Source organism: Marinobacter sp. ELB17, assembly GCF_000169375.1.
Lineage (GTDB): Bacteria > Pseudomonadota > Gammaproteobacteria > Pseudomonadales > Oleiphilaceae > Marinobacter.
In genome coordinates, this window is record NZ_AAXY01000015.1 from 20,420 (window position 1) to 37,423 (window position 17,004).

At 56.0% G+C, this 17,004-nt stretch carries 14 protein-coding genes and 1 pseudogene; 7 read left to right on the top strand and 8 right to left on the bottom strand.

Features of this window, described 5'->3' with window-relative positions; translation table 11 throughout:
* The first annotated feature begins 7 nt into the window (after positions 1-7).
* Together MELB17_RS15335 and MELB17_RS15340 are read left to right on the top strand one after the other, a co-directional pair.
* Complete coding sequence (locus MELB17_RS15335) at positions 8-817, top strand: ketopantoate reductase family protein (RefSeq protein WP_007351206.1); 810 nt, start codon at positions 8-10, stop codon at positions 815-817.
* Between the two features lie 46 nt (positions 818-863).
* Positions 864-1,442: a cob(I)yrinic acid a,c-diamide adenosyltransferase gene (locus MELB17_RS15340; protein WP_007351207.1), complete on the top strand. Its 579-nt coding sequence runs from the start codon at positions 864-866 to the stop codon at positions 1,440-1,442.
* Positions 1,443-1,638: 196 nt separating this feature from the next.
* Here the strand turns inward: MELB17_RS15340 and cysN are convergent.
* Positions 1,639-3,138, bottom strand: a pseudogene (gene cysN, locus MELB17_RS15345) (sulfate adenylyltransferase subunit CysN); the annotation flags it as partial.
* Positions 3,138-4,055 (bottom strand): sulfate adenylyltransferase subunit CysD, encoded by a 918-nt coding sequence (gene cysD, locus MELB17_RS15350; RefSeq protein ID WP_036185029.1) that lies wholly within the window; start codon positions 4,053-4,055, stop codon positions 3,138-3,140. The pseudogene cysN and the gene cysD, both read right to left, overlap by 1 nt.
* 262 nt (positions 4,056-4,317) lie before the next feature.
* Here cysD and MELB17_RS15355 point away from each other — a divergent pair, with 262 nt between their 5' ends.
* The 4 genes from MELB17_RS15355 (at position 4,318) to cysG (ending at position 8,651) form a co-directional block, all read left to right on the top strand.
* Positions 4,318-5,985 carry a nitrite/sulfite reductase gene (locus MELB17_RS15355; protein WP_007351210.1) on the top strand — a complete coding sequence of 556 codons (1,668 nt, stop codon included), beginning with the start codon at positions 4,318-4,320 and terminating at the stop codon, positions 5,983-5,985.
* A complete protein-coding gene (locus MELB17_RS15360) occupies positions 5,969-6,463 on the top strand; it encodes a DUF934 domain-containing protein (RefSeq protein WP_007351211.1) in 495 nt (164 codons plus the stop codon). Before MELB17_RS15355 ends, MELB17_RS15360 begins: the two co-directional genes overlap by 17 nt.
* Positions 6,464-6,542: 79 nt before the next feature.
* The gene (locus tag MELB17_RS15365) at positions 6,543-7,166 is read left to right on the top strand and encodes a phosphoadenosine phosphosulfate reductase family protein (protein ID WP_007351212.1); all 624 of its coding nucleotides are present in this window, start codon (positions 6,543-6,545) and stop codon (positions 7,164-7,166) included.
* 24 nt (positions 7,167-7,190) lie between these two features.
* On the top strand, positions 7,191-8,651 hold the full coding sequence (cysG, locus tag MELB17_RS15370) for a siroheme synthase CysG (RefSeq protein WP_007351213.1): 1,461 nt from the start codon (positions 7,191-7,193) through the stop codon (positions 8,649-8,651).
* A 7-nt stretch (positions 8,652-8,658) separates the two neighbouring features.
* On the opposite strand, the gene MELB17_RS15375 is transcribed toward cysG, so the two are convergent.
* The 4 genes from MELB17_RS15375 to MELB17_RS15390 all read right to left on the bottom strand — a co-directional run bounded on the left by MELB17_RS15375 (position 8,659) and on the right by MELB17_RS15390 (position 14,728).
* Positions 8,659-10,686 (bottom strand): methyl-accepting chemotaxis protein, encoded by a 2,028-nt coding sequence (locus MELB17_RS15375; RefSeq protein ID WP_036185055.1) that lies wholly within the window; start codon positions 10,684-10,686, stop codon positions 8,659-8,661.
* Between the two features lie 117 nt (positions 10,687-10,803).
* Entirely contained in the window at positions 10,804-11,700 is an 897-nt protein-coding gene (locus tag MELB17_RS15380; RefSeq protein ID WP_007351215.1) for a histidine kinase, read from the bottom strand.
* Entirely contained in the window at positions 11,697-12,269 is a 573-nt protein-coding gene (gene ampD, locus MELB17_RS15385) for a 1,6-anhydro-N-acetylmuramyl-L-alanine amidase AmpD (protein WP_007351216.1), read from the bottom strand. Before ampD ends, MELB17_RS15380 begins: the two co-directional genes overlap by 4 nt.
* A gap of 122 nt (positions 12,270-12,391) precedes the next feature.
* Entirely contained in the window at positions 12,392-14,728 is a 2,337-nt protein-coding gene (locus tag MELB17_RS15390; protein WP_007351217.1) for a DUF1631 domain-containing protein, read from the bottom strand.
* Positions 14,729-14,938: 210 nt separating this feature from the next.
* Between MELB17_RS15390 and nadC the strand changes: the two genes are divergently transcribed.
* Complete coding sequence (gene nadC, locus MELB17_RS15395; protein WP_007351218.1) at positions 14,939-15,781, top strand: carboxylating nicotinate-nucleotide diphosphorylase; 843 nt, start codon at positions 14,939-14,941, stop codon at positions 15,779-15,781.
* 34 nt (positions 15,782-15,815) lie between these two features.
* Here nadC and MELB17_RS15400 read toward each other — a convergent pair whose 3' ends face one another.
* Both MELB17_RS15400 and MELB17_RS15405 read right to left on the bottom strand, forming a co-directional pair.
* On the bottom strand, positions 15,816-16,160 hold the full coding sequence (locus MELB17_RS15400; RefSeq protein WP_007351219.1) for a YqcC family protein: 345 nt from the start codon (positions 16,158-16,160) through the stop codon (positions 15,816-15,818).
* Entirely contained in the window at positions 16,157-16,966 is an 810-nt protein-coding gene (locus tag MELB17_RS15405; RefSeq protein WP_007351220.1) for a ParA family protein, read from the bottom strand. The genes MELB17_RS15400 and MELB17_RS15405 overlap by 4 nt, the downstream gene beginning before the upstream one ends.
* Positions 16,967-17,004 lie beyond the last annotated feature (38 nt).

The following is a 17,004-nucleotide window of genomic DNA, read 5'->3' on the forward strand; positions in this document are numbered from 1 at the left end:
GCCATCCATGGCTGCACAAGGTTTCGGGAAGGCCTTCCTGACGGCTTCGCCGGAATCTGTGCCTGGGCCGACGCGATCTCGTATTTCTCTGCCTTGGTTTCGTTCGGTTACTGACATCACTTTACTGCTTGTTACCACCAAAGCCGGGGATACGCTTTCGGCTCTGGAGAGCTGGCTGCCGTATATCGCTAAAGACACGCCGGTTGTTCTTTTCCAGAACGGTTTGGGCAGTCAGCAGGCAGTGGCCGAGCGCTGGCCGGATCGGCCGATTTTGGCGGCTAGCACCACAGAGGGGGCGAATCGACCAGAGCCGGATGTGTTGGTGCATGCCGGCACCGGGGATACCTGGGTGGGCCCGCTTACCGACTCTGCTTCTGACTATACTGAATCGGTGGTTCAGCAGCTGGCACAATCCGGATTACAGGTGCATACCGAAAACAGTATTGTGCAACGGCTCTGGCAAAAGCTGGTGGTCAACGCCGGAATTAATGCGTTTACCGCACTGCTGGACTGCCCGAATGGCGCCATAGTGGGCGCGCCGCTGTATCGGCAGACGATTGACGGGTTATGCACCGAAATTGCTGCTTTACTGCAGGCCGATACCGGTGAGCATGCTACCCCGCAAGCGCTGCGGGAGCGGATTGAGGCGATCGCCAAAAGTACGGCCAGTAACACGTCGTCGATGCGTGCGGATGTAAACGCCGGGCGTAAAACCGAGATCGATTTTATTAACGGTTACCTTATGCAGTGCGGGCAGCGCCACGGGATTGCCACACCGGTAAACCAAATGCTGGTTCAGCGAGTACAAGCTCTTTAGCCTTTCAACCAATCAGGCTAGCATTTTAACCAATCAGGAGAATTCCATGGGCAACCGCCTGTCAAAAATCTACACCCGCACCGGAGACGATGGTTCTACCGGTCTGGCCGATGGTAACCGCATTGCCAAGAGCGCCCAGCGCGTTGAGGCCATGGGTACGGCGGATGAACTGAACTGTCACATGGGCTTACTGGTTGAGATGCTGGACAGCGATGATGCGCTGTTTGAGTCCATGCGCCGCATTCAGCATCACCTGTTTGACCTGGGTGGTGAATTTGCGATTCCGGGTAGCATCGTCATCAGTGAGCAGCACATCAGCTGGCTGGAAGGCTTGTTGGATGGGTGGAACGAATCACTGCCACCGTTGAAGAACTTTATTTTGCCCGGTGGCAGCCCGGCCGCAGCTCAGTGCCACATGGCCCGCGCCGTGTGCCGCCGTGCCGAGCGTGTTGTAGTGGCACTCAGCCATGAGGACTCTATCAACCCGCTAGCGCGGCAGTACCTGAATCGCTTGTCTGATCTGCTGTTTGTAGCCTCACGGGTGCTGGCACGGCGCGAGGGCGCGGAGGAAATTCTGTGGGAACAGAAGAAGGCCAGCCGCGATGAACTGCCCCCGCAGAAATAGCACCCTAGAAACAGCAACGCCTTTACAGGATTTTGTGCTCGCGCAGCTGCTTCAATGCAGCGGCCACTTGCTTGCCCTGATCTGGCAAATCCGCCAGGTTTAGAGTCAGATCGCTGTGGCCGGTGTCGGTATCGGTCAGCACCAGCAGACCGTTGGCTTTGAGTGCCAGAGCCAGCGGTGCTTTGAAGCCTTCACTGTATTGCAGATTGTCGTGCTGCAGCGTAGCCACGGCGCGGCCGTCATCGAACAGCACTTTTTCCAATGAATGAACCAGCGTGCGGGCGGCGTTCGCGTCGCCTTTTATGTATATCACCGCGGCTTGCTGGCCAAAGCGTCGGGCTTTTTGCGCTGTGGTCACCTGTGCGCTGTGGTGCAGCGCGTAGCCTTGTTGCTGCGAGCCGGGCAGAATCATACCGGCTGCCACGGTGGTGTGGGTTAAGCGATCCACCACAATAAACGACCCGGTGCTGCGGAATTCTTTGTAGTTGTCCGCCAACACAGGCTGTTCCAGCGTTAGTTCGCAACGACCGATTTCGTTCAGCGCCAGGGTATTGGCCTCGGTCTTTTGTAACGAGTTCACATCCACTCGATGGCGAACGGCCGTCACGGCTCCAGCCACGCGACTGGTCAACAGTTTTATGTCGTAAGTTTTCCCCTGTACCAGCGGCTGCTCGGCCATCCACACCAAAGTGGCATCGAAGCGGTCCGTCGTTTGCGGTATCTGTTTGCTGTGCACCAGAATGTCGCCACGGGAAATATCAATCTGATCTTCCAGCGTTAACGTCACCGACATAGGCGGGAAGGCTTCGCTCAGCTCGCCGTCGTAGGTCACGATGGATTTCACCCTTGATGACTTACCGGACGGCAACACCGTTACGTCGTCACCCGGGCACACCACGCCAGCGGTCAGGGTGCCGCAGTAACCGCGGAAGTCTCGGTTGGGGCGGTTCACGTATTGCACCGGAAAACGCAGCGCGTCGAAATTCTGGTCGCGGACAATCTCCACACTTTCCAGAGTTTCCATCAACGCTTGCCCCCGATACCAAGGCATGAACTCTGAACGATTAACCACGTTGTCGCCTTTTAGCGCCGACAAAGGCACAAACTGGATGTCTGGCAAGTCCAGCTGACTGCTAAACGCCGAATAATCAGCCTTGATCTGCTCGTAGCGTTCCTCGCTGTAATCCACCAGATCCATTTTGTTGATGGCCACGACCGTATGCTTCAGCCCCAGCAGCGACACAATGAAACTGTGGCGGCGGGTTTGCACCTGCACGCCGTGGCGGGCGTCAATCAAAATAATGGCCAGGTCGCAGGTGGAAGCGCCGGTGGCCATATTGCGAGTGTACTGTTCGTGGCCCGGGGTGTCGGCGATGATAAATTTACGCCGAGCGGTCGAGAAATAACGATAGGCTACATCAATGGTGATGCCCTGCTCGCGCTCGGCCTGCAAGCCGTCCACCAGCAACGCCAAATCCAGCTCGTCACCGGCATTACCCATCCGTGCGTTGTCGTTGTGGATCGCCTCCAGCTGGTCTTCATAAATCATTTTTGAGTCGTGCAGCAGCCGTCCAATCAGGGTGGATTTGCCGTCGTCTACGCTGCCGCACGTCAGAAAGCGCAGCAGTTCCTTGTTTTCATGCTGGTGCAGGTAGGCTTCGATATCATCGGCAATCAAGTCAGACTGGTGGCTCATTAAAAGTACCCTTCCATTTTTTTCTTTTCCATAGAGCCCGCTCCATCGCGATCTATCGCCCGCCCCTGGCGCTCGGAGGTTCGTGTTAACAGCATTTCCTGAATAATTCCCTGCAACGTATCGGCCTCGGAATCCACCGCCCCGGTTAACGGGTAACAGCCCAGAGTGCGGAACCTGACCTTACGCAGTTCCGGCTCTTCGCCCGGGTTCAGAGGCAGGCGCTCGTCGTCCACCATGATCATCATGCCATCGCGGATAACCACCGGCCGCAGGGCTGCGAAGTACAAAGGCACAATCGGAATGCTTTCCAGAAAGATGTATTGCCAGATATCCAGTTCGGTCCAATTAGACAGCGGAAATACGCGAATGCTTTCGCCCTTGTTGATGCGGGTATTGAACAGATTCCACAGCTCCGGCCGCTGATTTTTCGGGTCCCAGCGGTGATGCTTGTCGCGGAATGAGAACACCCGCTCTTTGGCACGGGATTTTTCCTCATCGCGGCGGGCACCGCCGAAAGCGGCGTCAAAGCCATACTTGTTCAACGCCTGCTTCAGGCTCTGGGTTTTCATCACGTCGGTATGAGTGGCCGAACCGTGGGAAAAAGGCCCAACCCCCATGTCTACGCCCTCCTGGTTGATGTGCACCAACAACTCCATGCCCGACTGCGCGGCCATGCGGTCGCGAAATTCGATCATTTCACGGAATTTCCAGGTGGTGTCTACGTGCAGCAGTGGAAACGGCGGGGTGCCCGGGAAAAACGCTTTGCGGGCAAGGTGAAGCATGACCGCCGAGTCTTTTCCCACCGAGTACAGCATCACCGGATTGTCAAACTCCGCAGCGACTTCACGAATAATCTGGATGCTTTCAGCTTCCAGCTGCTTCAGGTGGGTAAGACGGCGTTCTGGCAAAGAAGTCATTAACGGCGGCCTGCGTAAATCGACAGTTTAGAAGGCCGGCGGATACCACCGGCTGGATGTGCCATGCAGTATCACAAAGGAAAACAAGATTTTAAAAGAATAAATAAACGTTTATTTATTCTTTTTTAGAATAATGACGGTCTTGCCGACGCAACCCTTTATATTCGATATATGAATATCAAAATCAATAAATATCATTATAAAGAATAAAGAGCATTGCGTATGATAACTGCAGAAATTTACACAAGTCGGTGAAACAGTCATGTATCAGTATAATCAGATTGACCAGACACTGGTCGACGAACGGGTGGAGCAATTTCGCGACCAGACCCGCCGGTATCTGACCGGCGAACTGCCGGAGGATGAATTTTCTGCGCTGCGGCTGATGAACGGTCTTTACATTCAGCGCCAGGCTCCCATGCTGCGTGTGGCTGTCCCTTACGGCCTTCTATCGTCAACCCAGATGCGCAAGCTGGCCCACGTTGCCCGCACTTACGACCGCGGCTATGGCCACTTCACCACCCGCACCAACATTCAGTTTAACTGGCCAGAGTTAGCTGCGGTACCCGATATTCTGGCGGAACTGGCGCAGGTGCAGATGCACGCTATTCAAACCTCGGGCAATTGCATTCGTAACACCACCACCGATCCCTACGCCGGTGTAGCGGAAAGCGAACTTGAAGATCCTCGCCCCTACTGCGAAATTATCCGCCAGTGGTCCACCCTGCATCCAGAATTTGCTTACCTGCCGCGGAAATTCAAAATTGCCGTCACCGGCGCAACGGAAGACCGCGCAGCCTCCCAGGTGCACGATATTGGCCTGCAAATGGTGCAAAACGCCGATGGCGAAATAGGCTTTGAAGTACTGGTCGGCGGTGGGCTGGGCCGCACGCCCATCATTGGCAAGAGCATTCGTAAGTTCCTGCCCAAACAGCATCTGTTGTCGTATCTGGACGCCATCTTGCGGGTTTACAACCTCAAAGGCCGCCGCGACAACAAGTATAAGGCGCGCATCAAGATTCTGGTGGAGGCTCTGGGCCCCGACGAATTCCGCCGCCTGGTCGAGGAGGAATGGGCCCACATCCGCGATGGCGAGTTGACACTCACCGATGCCGAAATTGCCCGTGCCAAATCGTTTTTCACCCTACCTGATTACGATGCCAACGCCGCCAGCGCCGACGCTCATGCGTCTTTAAGTGATTCACTGGCAACCGATATCGAGTTCAACGCCTGGTACCGCCACAACACTCTGGCTCACCGGGTTGACGGTTACCGCATTGCCATTGTTTCGCTGAAACCGTATCTGGAAGCCCCTGGCGACATCACCGACAGCCAGATGGATGCGGTTGCAGACTTGGCTGATCGTTACAGCTTTGGCGAAACTCGCGCCACCCACCACCAGAATTTGGTGCTGACCGATGTGCGCAAGGGCGACCTTTACGCAGTATGGCAGGCGCTGGCGGCGAACAATCTGGCGCGTTCCAACATTGGCACGCTGACCGACATGATTGTGTGCCCGGGGTTTGATTTTTGCTCGCTGGCCAACGCCCGCACGTTGAACATTTCGGACCAGATCAATGAGCATTTTGACGATATGGATCATCTGTACGACCTAGGCGAAATCCGACTAAACATGTCTGGTTGTATCAACGCCTGTGCCCATCACCACGTCGCCGACATCGGCATTCTGGGCGTGGATAAAAAGGGCGAAGACTGGTATCAGATTTCACTCGGCGGGTCGTCCAAAGAAGACGCACGCTTGGGCAAGATTCTAGGAAGGTCAGTACCGGCGAGCGACGTTGCTATCACCGTGGAAAAAATTCTGGCCGTATACGTTGACCAGCGCGGCGAAGACGAATCGTTTGCGCAGGTAGTGCAACGTGTGGGCATCAAACCTTTTAAGGAACGTGTGTATGCCACTGCTCATTGACCAGCGCATTGTGACCGAAGACCCCTGGCAATTGCTTGATCAGGCGGCTCTCGACGAGGGATCACCAATACCCGAAAATGGGCCTGTTGCTGTGCCCCTCATTTGGTACCGGCAACACCGGGAAGCACTGCAGCAGCGCAACAGCCCGCTGGGCGTGATCGTAAATGGTGATGATGACCTGGCGGCGCTTTACGCCGACCACAGCCAACTCGACCTGATTGCCATCGAATTCCCAACGTTTCGCGATGGCCGCGGATTCAGCATCGCCCGCCAGTTGGTGCGTAGCGGTTTTAATCGACAAATTCGAGCTCTGGGCCATGTTAGCCGCGATCGCCTGGCGCTGATGCAAAGCTCCGGATTCAACGCTTTTGCCATCAATGACGAGCGTTTCCAAACCGATCATCTTCAGGCATTTTCCGAGATCAGCGTGAATTATCAGGGTACGACGGCGGATCCGCGTCCGGTTTTTCGCCGTTAAACACGGGGTTAATCGCCTCCAAATATTTTGTTCGTCGCTGTTTGTAGCGCCGATTTTTTAGTCAAAGGACATAGACACCATGACGCTTGATGTGGCTACGGCCAACCAACAGCTTGCCAGTAACCGGCCCCAAGAAATCATAACGTGGGCCTTAACGCAGGCGCGCAATCCGGTAGTCACTACCAACTTCGGTCCTTACGAAGCCGTGATCCTGCACATGGCGGTTCAAGCCCGGCCGGACATTCAGGTGATATGGATCGATTCGGGTTACAACACCTCTGCCACCTATCGCTTTGCAGAAAAACTGATTGCCCAGCTGAAGCTGAATGTGCGCACGTTTATACCGCAGCAAACCGCTGCCCGGCGCAACGTGCTGATGCAGGGCATACCTGAGATTGACCAGCCGCTGCATGAGGAATTTACCCGCCAGGTAAAGCTGGAGCCCTTCGCCAGGGCCCTGGCAGAAATTCAGCCGGATGTGTGGTTTAACGCCATCCGCAAAGACCAAACCGACTTTCGCCAATCGCTAGACATCGTCTCCACCAGCAAAAGCGGCATTGTGAAAGTAGCACCTTTATTCAACCTGACCAGCGCCGACCTGGATGCCTACCAGGCCGCGCACCAGTTGCCCGACGAACACGATTATTTCGATCCCACCAAAGCTCTGGAAACCCGCGAGTGCGGGTTACACACTAAGCTCTGATACTGCTCATTCCGGGAGGCTGCCATGGATTTTTTACCACTGTTTTTCAATTTGAACGATCGCCAGGTGTTACTGGTGGGCGGTGGTGATATCGCCCTGCGCAAGGCTCGCCTGCTCAAACGCGCAGGTGTTGGCCTGACTGTGATTTCCCACGCCGTCGATGAGGAACTTCGGGCTCTGCTGACCGATGACCGAGACGAGATCATTTTGGGGGATTATCACAGCGACCTGCTAGCAGGGAAAACCCTGGTGGTCGCCGCCACCGACAACGCCGAGTTGCACCGTCAGGTTCACGCCGAGGCGATAGCGCGAAATATCCCCATCAATGTGGTGGATACGCCCAAGCTGTGCAGCTTCATATTTCCAGCCATCGTCGACCGCTCGCCCATTGTGATTGGCATTACCTCCGGCGGGCAGTCACCGGTGCTGGCACGGCTGTTGAGGGCCCGCTTGGAAACCCTGATACCCAAGGGCTACAGCAGCCTGGGTGGTCTGGTCGGGCGCTTTCGCGATCGGGTTAAGGCGCGTTTCAATTCACTGAATGACCGTCGTCAATTCTGGGAAAACGTGCTGGAAGGACAAATTGCCGAAAAGGTGTTTTCCGGTCGCCATGACGAAGCCGAATCGATGCTGGTGTCGGCCATCAACCGGGGCGACGCCGGCCATAAAACCGGCGAGGTGTATCTGGTCGGTGCTGGCCCGGGTGATCCGGAGCTGCTGACGTTTAAGGCGCTGCGTCTGATGCAGCAGGCTGACGTGGTGTTTTACGACAATCTGGTATCGCCAGAGGTGCTGGATTTGTGCCGGCGCGACGCCGACCTGATTTACGTCGGCAAGCGCCGCGATCATCACACGGTGCCCCAAGACGACATTAATGCCCTGCTGGTGAAACACGCCAAACTGGGGCGGCGGGTGGTGCGGCTTAAAGGCGGTGATCCGTTTATTTTCGGACGCGGCGGTGAAGAACTGGAAGAGCTCAAAGCCCATGGCATACCGTTCCAGGTGGTACCGGGCATTACCGCCGCCAGCGCTTGCTCGACCTACGCCGGCATTCCGCTGACCCACCGGGGCTATGCCCAGTCAGTCAGGTTTGTTACCGGCCAGTTAAAAAATCGACAACAAGCCCTTGATTACAAAGAGCTGATACAGCCCAATCAAACGGTCGTGTTCTATATGGGACTGCACACACTGCCGCAACTCAGTGCCGGCCTGATGGCTCATGGCCGGGCGACGGATACACCGGTTGCCATTGTCTCCCGCGGTACCGCAGTCGACCAGAAAGTGCTGATTGGCACTTTGGCCGATATCGCTGCCAAACAGGAACTGGCGCAACTGCCGGCGCCCGCGTTGATTATTGTGGGTGACGTAGTACGCCTTTACGAAAAGCTGGCTTGGTTTGGCGAGGCTGCGCCCAGCGACAATATCACCCACGCCCTGGGCATGGTGCGCAGAAAGGCCAAGTTCACTGAGGCGAACGTGGCCTGAGCCGCTTCTAGACCCGAAACGCCTCTACCAGTTGCTGCAGCGAAGCCGTTAGCCGTGACATTTCCTGGGACGATTCCAATGTGCCCCGGGCGTTCTGTGCCGTCGCCAAGCTCAGTTCGCCAATTTGCGCTACGCTGGTATTAACGTCACGGGTGACCGCCGATTGTTCCTCTGCCGCCTGAGCAATCTGTTGACTCATATCGACAATGGTCGAAATGCCGGAAGCAATGCGGTCCAGCGCCTGGGTCACCAGCGCAGATTTCTGCACAGTCACTTCAGTCACCTGATGGCTGTTTGTCATCGCGGCAACCGCCCCTTTAACGCCACTCTGCAGACGCGAGATCATCTTTTCTATTTCTTCAGTGGATTTGTGAGTACGCTGAGACAAGGATCGCACCTCGTCGGCTACGACCGCAAAACCACGGCCTTGATCTCCCGCCCGAGCCGCTTCAATGGCCGCATTCAGCGCCAGCAGGTTAGTTTGTCCGGCGATAGCCTTGATTTCCACCAGCACCTTGCTGATGTCGCTGCTGTCAGAACTGACCCGGTGAATCGCGTCTACAGCGCTGGAAATCTCAGTCGCCAACTGGTGAATCGTCGTCACCGAGTCGGCTACAGTCTGGCGTCCGGTCTCGGTATCTTTTTCGGCAGCTCCGGCGCTATCAGCTACCCGATGAGCGCTCTCGGTCACTTCATTGACCGCACCCGTCATCTGACTCATAGCTTCTTGAATCTGCTCACTTTCATGCATCTGCCGACTCACTGCATCGCTGGTCGCTACCGCCGTAGCATTTACCCGGCTCGCCTGCTGATCTACCTCTGCGGTGGTGTTACCCACCGAGCGGATCAGGCTGGCAATACGGTCAGTCATGCTGTTAAATTCACCGGTCAGTTCACCCAATTCATCACGATTGCTAAGCTCGATGCGCGCCGTCATATCGCCCGATGCCACTTGCCGCGCAGAATCGGCAAAACGGTTTATGGCGGTGCGTACTGATATGAAAAATCCAATGTACAGATACACCACTAGAATCAGCACGCACAGCAGCGAAACGATAATCAACGTGCGTTGAGTGGTTTCGAAGTGAAGACGATCACCCAGATTTTGCAACAGACCATTAAACGCCACAGCGCCAAGGCGCTGATGGTCCAGCAAATACCCACTCACAGCACTGTCATAGGTTTCCCAGCTCATCTCAAGGCGCACTGGAGTCAGTACGTTGGCGTCCACAAAAGCTTGGGTTTGCAGTACGCTCGCGCTGACTTTCTGTACGCCAGCAGCGTGGGCTGCCAGCAAAGGCGCCGCTTCCTGCGCCACCGTCAACGCGGGAGTGAGCAAAGAGGCCTGATTAGTCAAGCGATCGTAAACCCGATTCAGCTGATCGCCCAGATCATAACTTAATTGCCCTTCCAGCAACGCGTAAATGCCATAGGATCGAGCCTGACCGATCGCACTGCGCGCCTCGGGCAAAGAGTCGCCCAATAACTTCAACAACACCAGATTTTCCCGCGAATCGGTTTGCGCCAGGCCCGACAGTTCAACGGTAGCGGGTAACAGGGTTGACGCTTTCTGCACAAACTCTTGGTTATAGGTGAACTGGGCGTCAAACCGGTTATTAACGACCTGCGTGGTACGCAGAGTATTCCAGGCCTCGCGCAATTGGTTGGCCTGGGCGGCCCATACTCCACCGCGATCAAACTCGGGAGCGGCACTGTTCAAGCGAGCAATTGCGGCATCAACAGCCGCAGCCGCTTGGTCTGCACGGGCATGCAACTCCTTATCGTCGCGGAATGCCGCTACCGATTGATAATCGCGATAGTCAATGGCGCGGCGCAGTAGTTCATCGGCTTGCTCTAGCTGTGTTAAGCCAGCCTTGCTGTTGGTCGTAATGGCCACGGAATGGTTAAGCTGAGTAATGACCAGCCAGGACAGCCCGGCAATGGGCAGCAAAAAGAGGAAGCTAATGAGGCTGAATTTAAAAATCATCGGTAGTCGATTCATCAGCGCAATGGCTGGAGCAATCAATTTTTTCACGTGTTTCGCCGCTTTATCAGATTCTGCATTTTTATTATTCAACTTGAGTGTCGCCCAAAACCCTAAAAACCTTAGCTCTTTTTTGTCAGGAAATGTAACAATATTCCTCGCACTCGGCTAGGCCACGCCGGCGATCACCATCAATGCCAGTAGGCACAGCCATACCAGCATACTGCGGTTAAGAAGATCGCGAATGGCGTTCAAGCTACGTTCACCATAGCTCTGCCAGTCTTGCGGGTGTAATGAGGCAAATCGGCCTGGGTCCAGCGCGTAACCGGTCAAAGCGCCATCGGCAGTGGCCATCAGCAGCTTTGCTACTGGCAATTGCCAGTGGTCCCGGGCTTGGCGGCGTTGCCGCAGCCAGCCGGCCAAGTCACCGGCCAGGCCAAAGGTCAGCGCTAGCAGCCGCGCCGGCAACCAACCGCCCCATTCGCGCCAACGCTCACACTGGCCACATTTGCCAGATTGCGGCCAGCTCTGCCCCAATGCAACCAGGCCGCTCGCCAGCACCGCGGCAGAAATGCCGCCCACCGCGTACCAGAACAGCACCATGAAATAACGCCAGAATACTTGCTCCATTAACGCTTCAGAGAGCGCCAGCTGCATGGTTTCAGGCGATAGCGCTGCGCCGCGCTGATGCGCCGGTAGCAGATGCTGGATATAGCGCCAGGCTGCCTGCATGTCACCACGGCGCCATGCCCGGGCGTAATTTGCCAGAAGCTGACGCCAGCCTGGCATACCCAGCAACAGCAGAAGCAATAACAATTCCAGTAACCAACCCGCCAAGAGCCAGTGGTGGTGGTGCCAGTAACTCTGCGCCAGCCACACCACGGCGGTCGGAATAGCCACCGCCAAAAACGGCGCCAAAGCACTCGTCCTTTGGGTAAGGCTTTGCGACAGGCGTTGCCCCAAGCCTTCAAACCAGCTGCGCCATAGCTGATGGCCGTCAAACTGATCGCGACTATCCAGCCGTCGCCGCAGCAGGTAGGCCAGCACAAATACAAGCAAGGTCATAATCTGTCCTTTGTGGGTTTTGCCAGGCTTTGATACAACCGCGGCCAGTCAAACGCCGGCCCGGGATCGGTTTTTCGCCCCGGCGCAATGTCGCTGTGGCCCGTAATCTCGTCAACGCCAATTTCTGGCCAGGCCGCCATAATTTGCTGGCAAACAGCGCACAATGCCTGGTATTGACCCTCGGTATAAGGCACATCGTCACTGCCTTCAAGCTCAATGCCGATGGAAAAATCGTTGCACTCGTCCTGGCCGCAAAAACGGGAACGGCCAGCGTGCCAGGCACGATCCAGCAGGCTGACAAACTGGATAAGCGTGCCATCACGGCGTATCAACAGGTGGGCTGAAACAGTCATTGTGGCGATGGCCTGAAAATACGGGTGGGCCTTGATGTCTAGCCGGTTGCAGAAGAAATCTTCAATTTCAGGGCCCCCGAACTGGCCCGGAGGCAAGCTGATGCAGTGCACAACAATCAGGCTTACCTGACTGGTCGCGGGCCGCGCACCAAAATTAGGAGACGGTCGCCAGAGGGCTGCATCTATTCTGCCGTTTGCGCGCAGTGTGGCTGCCATCTCAGAGGCTGGGGTAAACACAGAGTGGGGAGTTTGAGGCAAGGCGAATCCTGATTCAACGAAGTGGAATAACTCCGATTGAATCACAAAGCGTCACCGTGTGCCACGGCACGCTGTAACCTTCAAAAGCGGCGACTGGTGCGCAGGTTGTCAATAATCGACTCCAGAGCCCGGTCAAAAATCAAACCATCGTCCAGTATTTCAATATGGCCTTGGGCCATCATTTCCGCCAGCTCGTTGCGGCGGTATTCGGCGACTTTGGCACCGCTGCGATTTACAAATATGTACTTATCTACCGCCCGGATAAACGCCGCAAGCTTACAGCGAATCTGACTGCCATCGCGATTCAGCTCGAGCCAGCAACCAACTCGCAAACCATCGGCTTTGGCCAGCCATTCCTCGGCAACAACCGGTTGAGCTCTTGTGGGCTCTGGCACCCGGGCAACCACCGCTTCTTTGGGGTCATCTGCGGCAACTGGCAAGGCAGGCGCCGGGTGACTGACATCGGCTGAAGTGTTTGTAGTGTCTGAAGGTACAGCATCCGCTCTGACAGCAGGCGCTTCCTGGCTGTCATCAATTTGAGCATGATCATTGCCGGCGGCTTCACTGGGCGCAATCACCAGGCGCTGAAACACGTCCAGATGTACCAGTTCCAGATCACGGACCACCATTTCTACCGACAAACCATCCCAGGCCACACCTTCCAGAGCCCCACGCAACTGCTCAATAACTTGCGGTATGGCTTGTTGTAACAACTCATGGGTCGTTGCCGTCAGGGGTACCGGGTCAATGGTCCAGATCAGCTGCTCGGTTAACGTCTTGGCTCGCTGCCAGGCCTCGCTGTCGGTGCTTTCATGGAGCGCCAGCCAATGCAGGTAGTGGCTCCAGGGGCCATTCAGCATATCTTGCACCGGCTCGGGTAACAGCCGGCCATCCATTGCCTCATGCAGCAGCTCTTTGGTGTCTGCGGTCGCCTGTTCATGGCGTGCACGACCTTCTTCTGCATCCCGCAGGCGCTGCTCTACCAAGTCACTGCGGCGCTGGTCCAGATCAGAAAACTGGTTGAAATCGTCCAGCAACTCGTTGAACAACGATACGTCTGTGGAAAACTCCGCCAGTATCCGGTTTACTACTGCGCTGATTTTATCCAGTAAGGGGTCGCGCTGGCCGGGGCGTTTTTCAGTCCAGCCAGTGGCGGCCAATGCCATTTCGTTAAGCAACTTGCGTGCGGGGTGGCCACCGCGGTTGAAGAAATTCTTGTCTGTTAAAGCCACTTTCAGTATCGGTATCTGCAGCCGCCCCAACAGGCTTTTCATCACCGAATGCAAATGGCGGTCGTCCAGAATAAACTCGAACAACATAGCCACCAGATTGATGACGTCGTTGTCCACCTGGCCGGGCCGCAGTGACTGGCCAGACGAATTCTGTAACACCGGTTGCAGCTGCTGGCTCAGAGATACCAGCGGCGCACCGGGGTCGTTGCCAAATGCTGTCTGAACCTGGCTCAGCCGCGCCAGCAACGCGTCGGTTTGCAGCCACTGGCCACCACTGGCAGGAGCCTGACCGTCACCATAAGCAGGCTGACCCTGCCGCAGCAGCGCGCTCAGTTGCGAAAAAGTAGCGGCAGAGACCTCTGCCTGAGGTTGCCCCACACCGTACCAATCTGCCTCTCGATACACTACTGATGGCGGCGGCACAGGCGCGCCCTGGCGGCTGCGAGCCGTTTGCACCGGCCTGACAGCTTTGCTGTCAGGCAGAACGCCTTCTTTGATCAGGGTCACATTGGCGCCGTGATACACCTCGCCGAGGCTAGTCACCAGCAATTGGTCAAACAATTTCAGCACTATCAGCCGTGCTTTTATGTCAACGTCAAGGTCTTTGCTGGCCGCGGCCAGTCCACCGCACAGAACTTCCGGGCACAAGGGCATCTGGTCGTCTTCCAGAGTCACACCGGGTAACAAATGACGCACGCGCAAGCTCAGGTGACGTAACGCTTCGCTGTATTGGTAACGCAGTTTTGTGACCATATTATCGATGGCCACCTGCTGCTCAAGTTCGGCGTGATCCAGCAGGCTAAGGAAACCTTCATCGACACTGTCGAGGCTCGAAACGGTGCTCTGCGGGCGGAACTTGCCAATATCGTTGAAGGCCTGACCGACGTGATGCAACACCGCTACCGTCATCGACTTACGACGCAGCCGAAGCTCACGCATGGCGTCAAAATAGCGGGTTTGTTCCTGATCAGTGCCGGCGCGATCGGCGAGTTCGAAAAGGGCATCGTCAGCGCGGTCAAAAAATTGATTCAGCACAGTACGGATACTCTGGGCAGACGCGTCCCGTAGCCGAATTAACGCAGTCGGCAAAAAAAAGCGGGACGTCGAACCCTGTCCAGTGATGTTGACCACTTTTTTGTCCTGCACTGTATCTACCTCCTGCTTATGCCGAGCCGCCTTTTCCATTGCCGATCGGGATATACTTGCAGATAATATCATAAAGCCTTTTTGCGTCAGCATGTGTCAGGATTTGTCAGGATTTGTAGAGTCTTGAACTGGATCACACTCGGCGACATGTGCGCGACGGTTGGCGAACGCCGGCGGGCGCGATAAACTCTGTTTCTGCCTATTTGTGCCGCGTGCACCTAACTTCTCTGCCGTTACGGACACCACACCATGATCAGTGCCGAACTTCTGCGCCAGTCCAGAATTGAAACGGTTGCCCACAGTCTGCGCGAAGACATTGGCGACGGTGACATTACCGCACAACTTATCGCGGCCGACACCCGCGCCAGAGGCCGCGTGATTACCCGCGAACACGCCGTTATTGCCGGCCGAGAATGGGTAGATGAAGTATTTCGCCAGGTTGATTGCGACGTTGTTCTGGACTGGCAGGTGGAAGACGGCCAACGCGTCGAACCCGGTCAGCTACTGTTCCGCATGAACGGCCTGGCCCGCAGCCTGCTGACCGCCGAACGTGCGGCTTTAAACTGGCTTCAAACCCTGTCTGCGGTCGCCACCCACGCCGCCCGTTACGCGGCGCTGATCAGCCACACCCGAACGCACCTGCTGGATACCCGCAAAACTCTGCCTGGCTTGCGCCTGGCGCAAAAATACGCGGTCACCTGTGGCGGCTGCAGTAATCATCGTTTGGGATTGTGGGACGCTTTTCTGATCAAAGAAAACCACATTGCGGCCTGCGGTTCTATTGCGGCCGCTGTGCGTGCAGCGAGGGAACTGGCGCCGGGTAAACTGGTAGAAGTGGAAACCGAAAATCTGAACGAACTGCAGCAGGCGCTGGATGCTGGCGCCGACATCATCATGCTTGACGAGTTTTCCTTGGCGGATATGCGCGCAGCAGTGGCACAAACTGCAGGCAAAGCGCGCCTTGAAGCCTCTGGTGGTATTGACGACAACACCTTGGTGGCCATCGCCGAAACCGGTGTGGACTTTGTCTCTTTAGGTACGCTGACAAAAAACCTGCGAGCCGTAGACCTGTCCATGCGCCTGGACGCCTGAGCGGCCATCACATTTCGTGACCTGGCGATAGCGCTCAGCCGGGCTTTGCACCCAACAGTTCGTCCAGTGCTGCCAGTTCGCGAATCAACGCCTGCCCGGGGCCGCTGCGATAGTGCTCTTCTGCCATAGGCGCCACGCCGCTAACCGTGGGTAACGGCTGATCATCTTCAACCAGCTGTTTCAGCCGCGCCAAAAGCACAAACTGCAGCCACTGCTCAAAGCTCATTGTATCTAGGCAAAACGGCTCGCGGCTGAGGTACTTTTCTGCTGCCAGAGGCTCGCTTTGCCAACAATTCATCTGACGCAGCTGAATTTCAATAGCCAGCAGACGGTCGGCAACTTGGTAGGTATGGCCAAGGTTGTCGGGTGCGGCTCTCATTCTTGCGCCGTTAGCGCCGCTTCGGCAGCCGGTGGTTCGCCGTGAAGCAATCGGTAAAGGTCTTCAAACTGCTGGGTTAGCGGGTGTCGCGGTGCCATATGAATCAGCGGTTGGTGACACTGGTGAGACTCTTTCATTTTCACCGAGCTAGACAAGCGCACCGACAGTACCGGCAAACCTTCCTGCTCCAATTCAGCCAACAGCTTGGCCGGCAGACTGGCGCGGGCCTGGAACTGATTGGCAACAATACCTTCAATACTCAGCTCCGGGTTGTGGTCCTCCTGCAGCTCTCGAATTTCGTGAATGATGCTGTAAAGCGCTTGGCGCGCGAAGTCATCGCAATCAAACGGGATCAGGCAGCGCTGAGCACCAATCAATGCCGAGCGGGTGTAAAAATTCAGCGCCGGCGCAGTATCGATGTAAATGTCGTCGAAATGTTGATCCAGCTTTTTCAGGGCTTCACGCAGTTTGTAGATTTTGTGCTTGGCTTCAAGTTTGCGCTCCAGAAACTCCAACTCCGGGCTTGAAGGCAACACCCACAGGTTCTCAAAAGGCGTTGTGTGCACAAACGACTCTTCCGGGCGCCGGTTGAACACCGTGAACGTCAAGGTCTGCTCAAGTAAATCAGCCGCGTTGTTATCGAGTTCGGTGGCAGGCCGACCCATCAGGTAATGGGTTGAATTACCCTGCGGGTCCAGATCAACCACTAAAGTGCGCTTGCCGCGAGCCGCACTGATTGCGGCCAGGTTGCAGGCAATACTGGACTTGCCGACACCGCCTTTCTGATTGAATACCACCCGTCTCATCGCTCGTCTCCTTACTTGTGTATTGGCGTTCGCTCATA

Bases quoted from the DNA above. Each gene is read 5' to 3' on its own strand.
- MELB17_RS15400 (WP_007351219.1), bottom strand. From the start codon at position 16,160: ATGAGAGCCGCACCCGACAACCTTGGCCATACCTACCAAGTTGCCGAC.
- cysG (WP_007351213.1), top strand. From the start codon at position 7,191: ATGGATTTTTTACCACTGTTTTTCAATTTGAACGATCGCCAGGTGTTA.
- cysD (WP_036185029.1), bottom strand. From the start codon at position 4,055: ATGACTTCTTTGCCAGAACGCCGTCTTACCCACCTGAAGCAGCTGGAA.
- MELB17_RS15405 (WP_007351220.1), bottom strand. From the start codon at position 16,966: ATGAGACGGGTGGTATTCAATCAGAAAGGCGGTGTCGGCAAGTCCAGT.
- MELB17_RS15335 (WP_007351206.1), top strand. From the start codon at position 8: ATGGCTGCACAAGGTTTCGGGAAGGCCTTCCTGACGGCTTCGCCGGAA.
- MELB17_RS15355 (WP_007351210.1), top strand. From the start codon at position 4,318: ATGTATCAGTATAATCAGATTGACCAGACACTGGTCGACGAACGGGTG.
- MELB17_RS15360 (WP_007351211.1), top strand. From the start codon at position 5,969: ATGCCACTGCTCATTGACCAGCGCATTGTGACCGAAGACCCCTGGCAA.
- MELB17_RS15380 (WP_007351215.1), bottom strand. From the start codon at position 11,700: ATGACCTTGCTTGTATTTGTGCTGGCCTACCTGCTGCGGCGACGGCTG.
- ampD (WP_007351216.1), bottom strand. From the start codon at position 12,269: ATGGCAGCCACACTGCGCGCAAACGGCAGAATAGATGCAGCCCTCTGG.
- MELB17_RS15340 (WP_007351207.1), top strand. From the start codon at position 864: ATGGGCAACCGCCTGTCAAAAATCTACACCCGCACCGGAGACGATGGT.
- nadC (WP_007351218.1), top strand. From the start codon at position 14,939: ATGATCAGTGCCGAACTTCTGCGCCAGTCCAGAATTGAAACGGTTGCC.
- MELB17_RS15365 (WP_007351212.1), top strand. From the start codon at position 6,543: ATGACGCTTGATGTGGCTACGGCCAACCAACAGCTTGCCAGTAACCGG.
- MELB17_RS15390 (WP_007351217.1), bottom strand. From the start codon at position 14,728: ATGGAAAAGGCGGCTCGGCATAAGCAGGAGGTAGATACAGTGCAGGAC.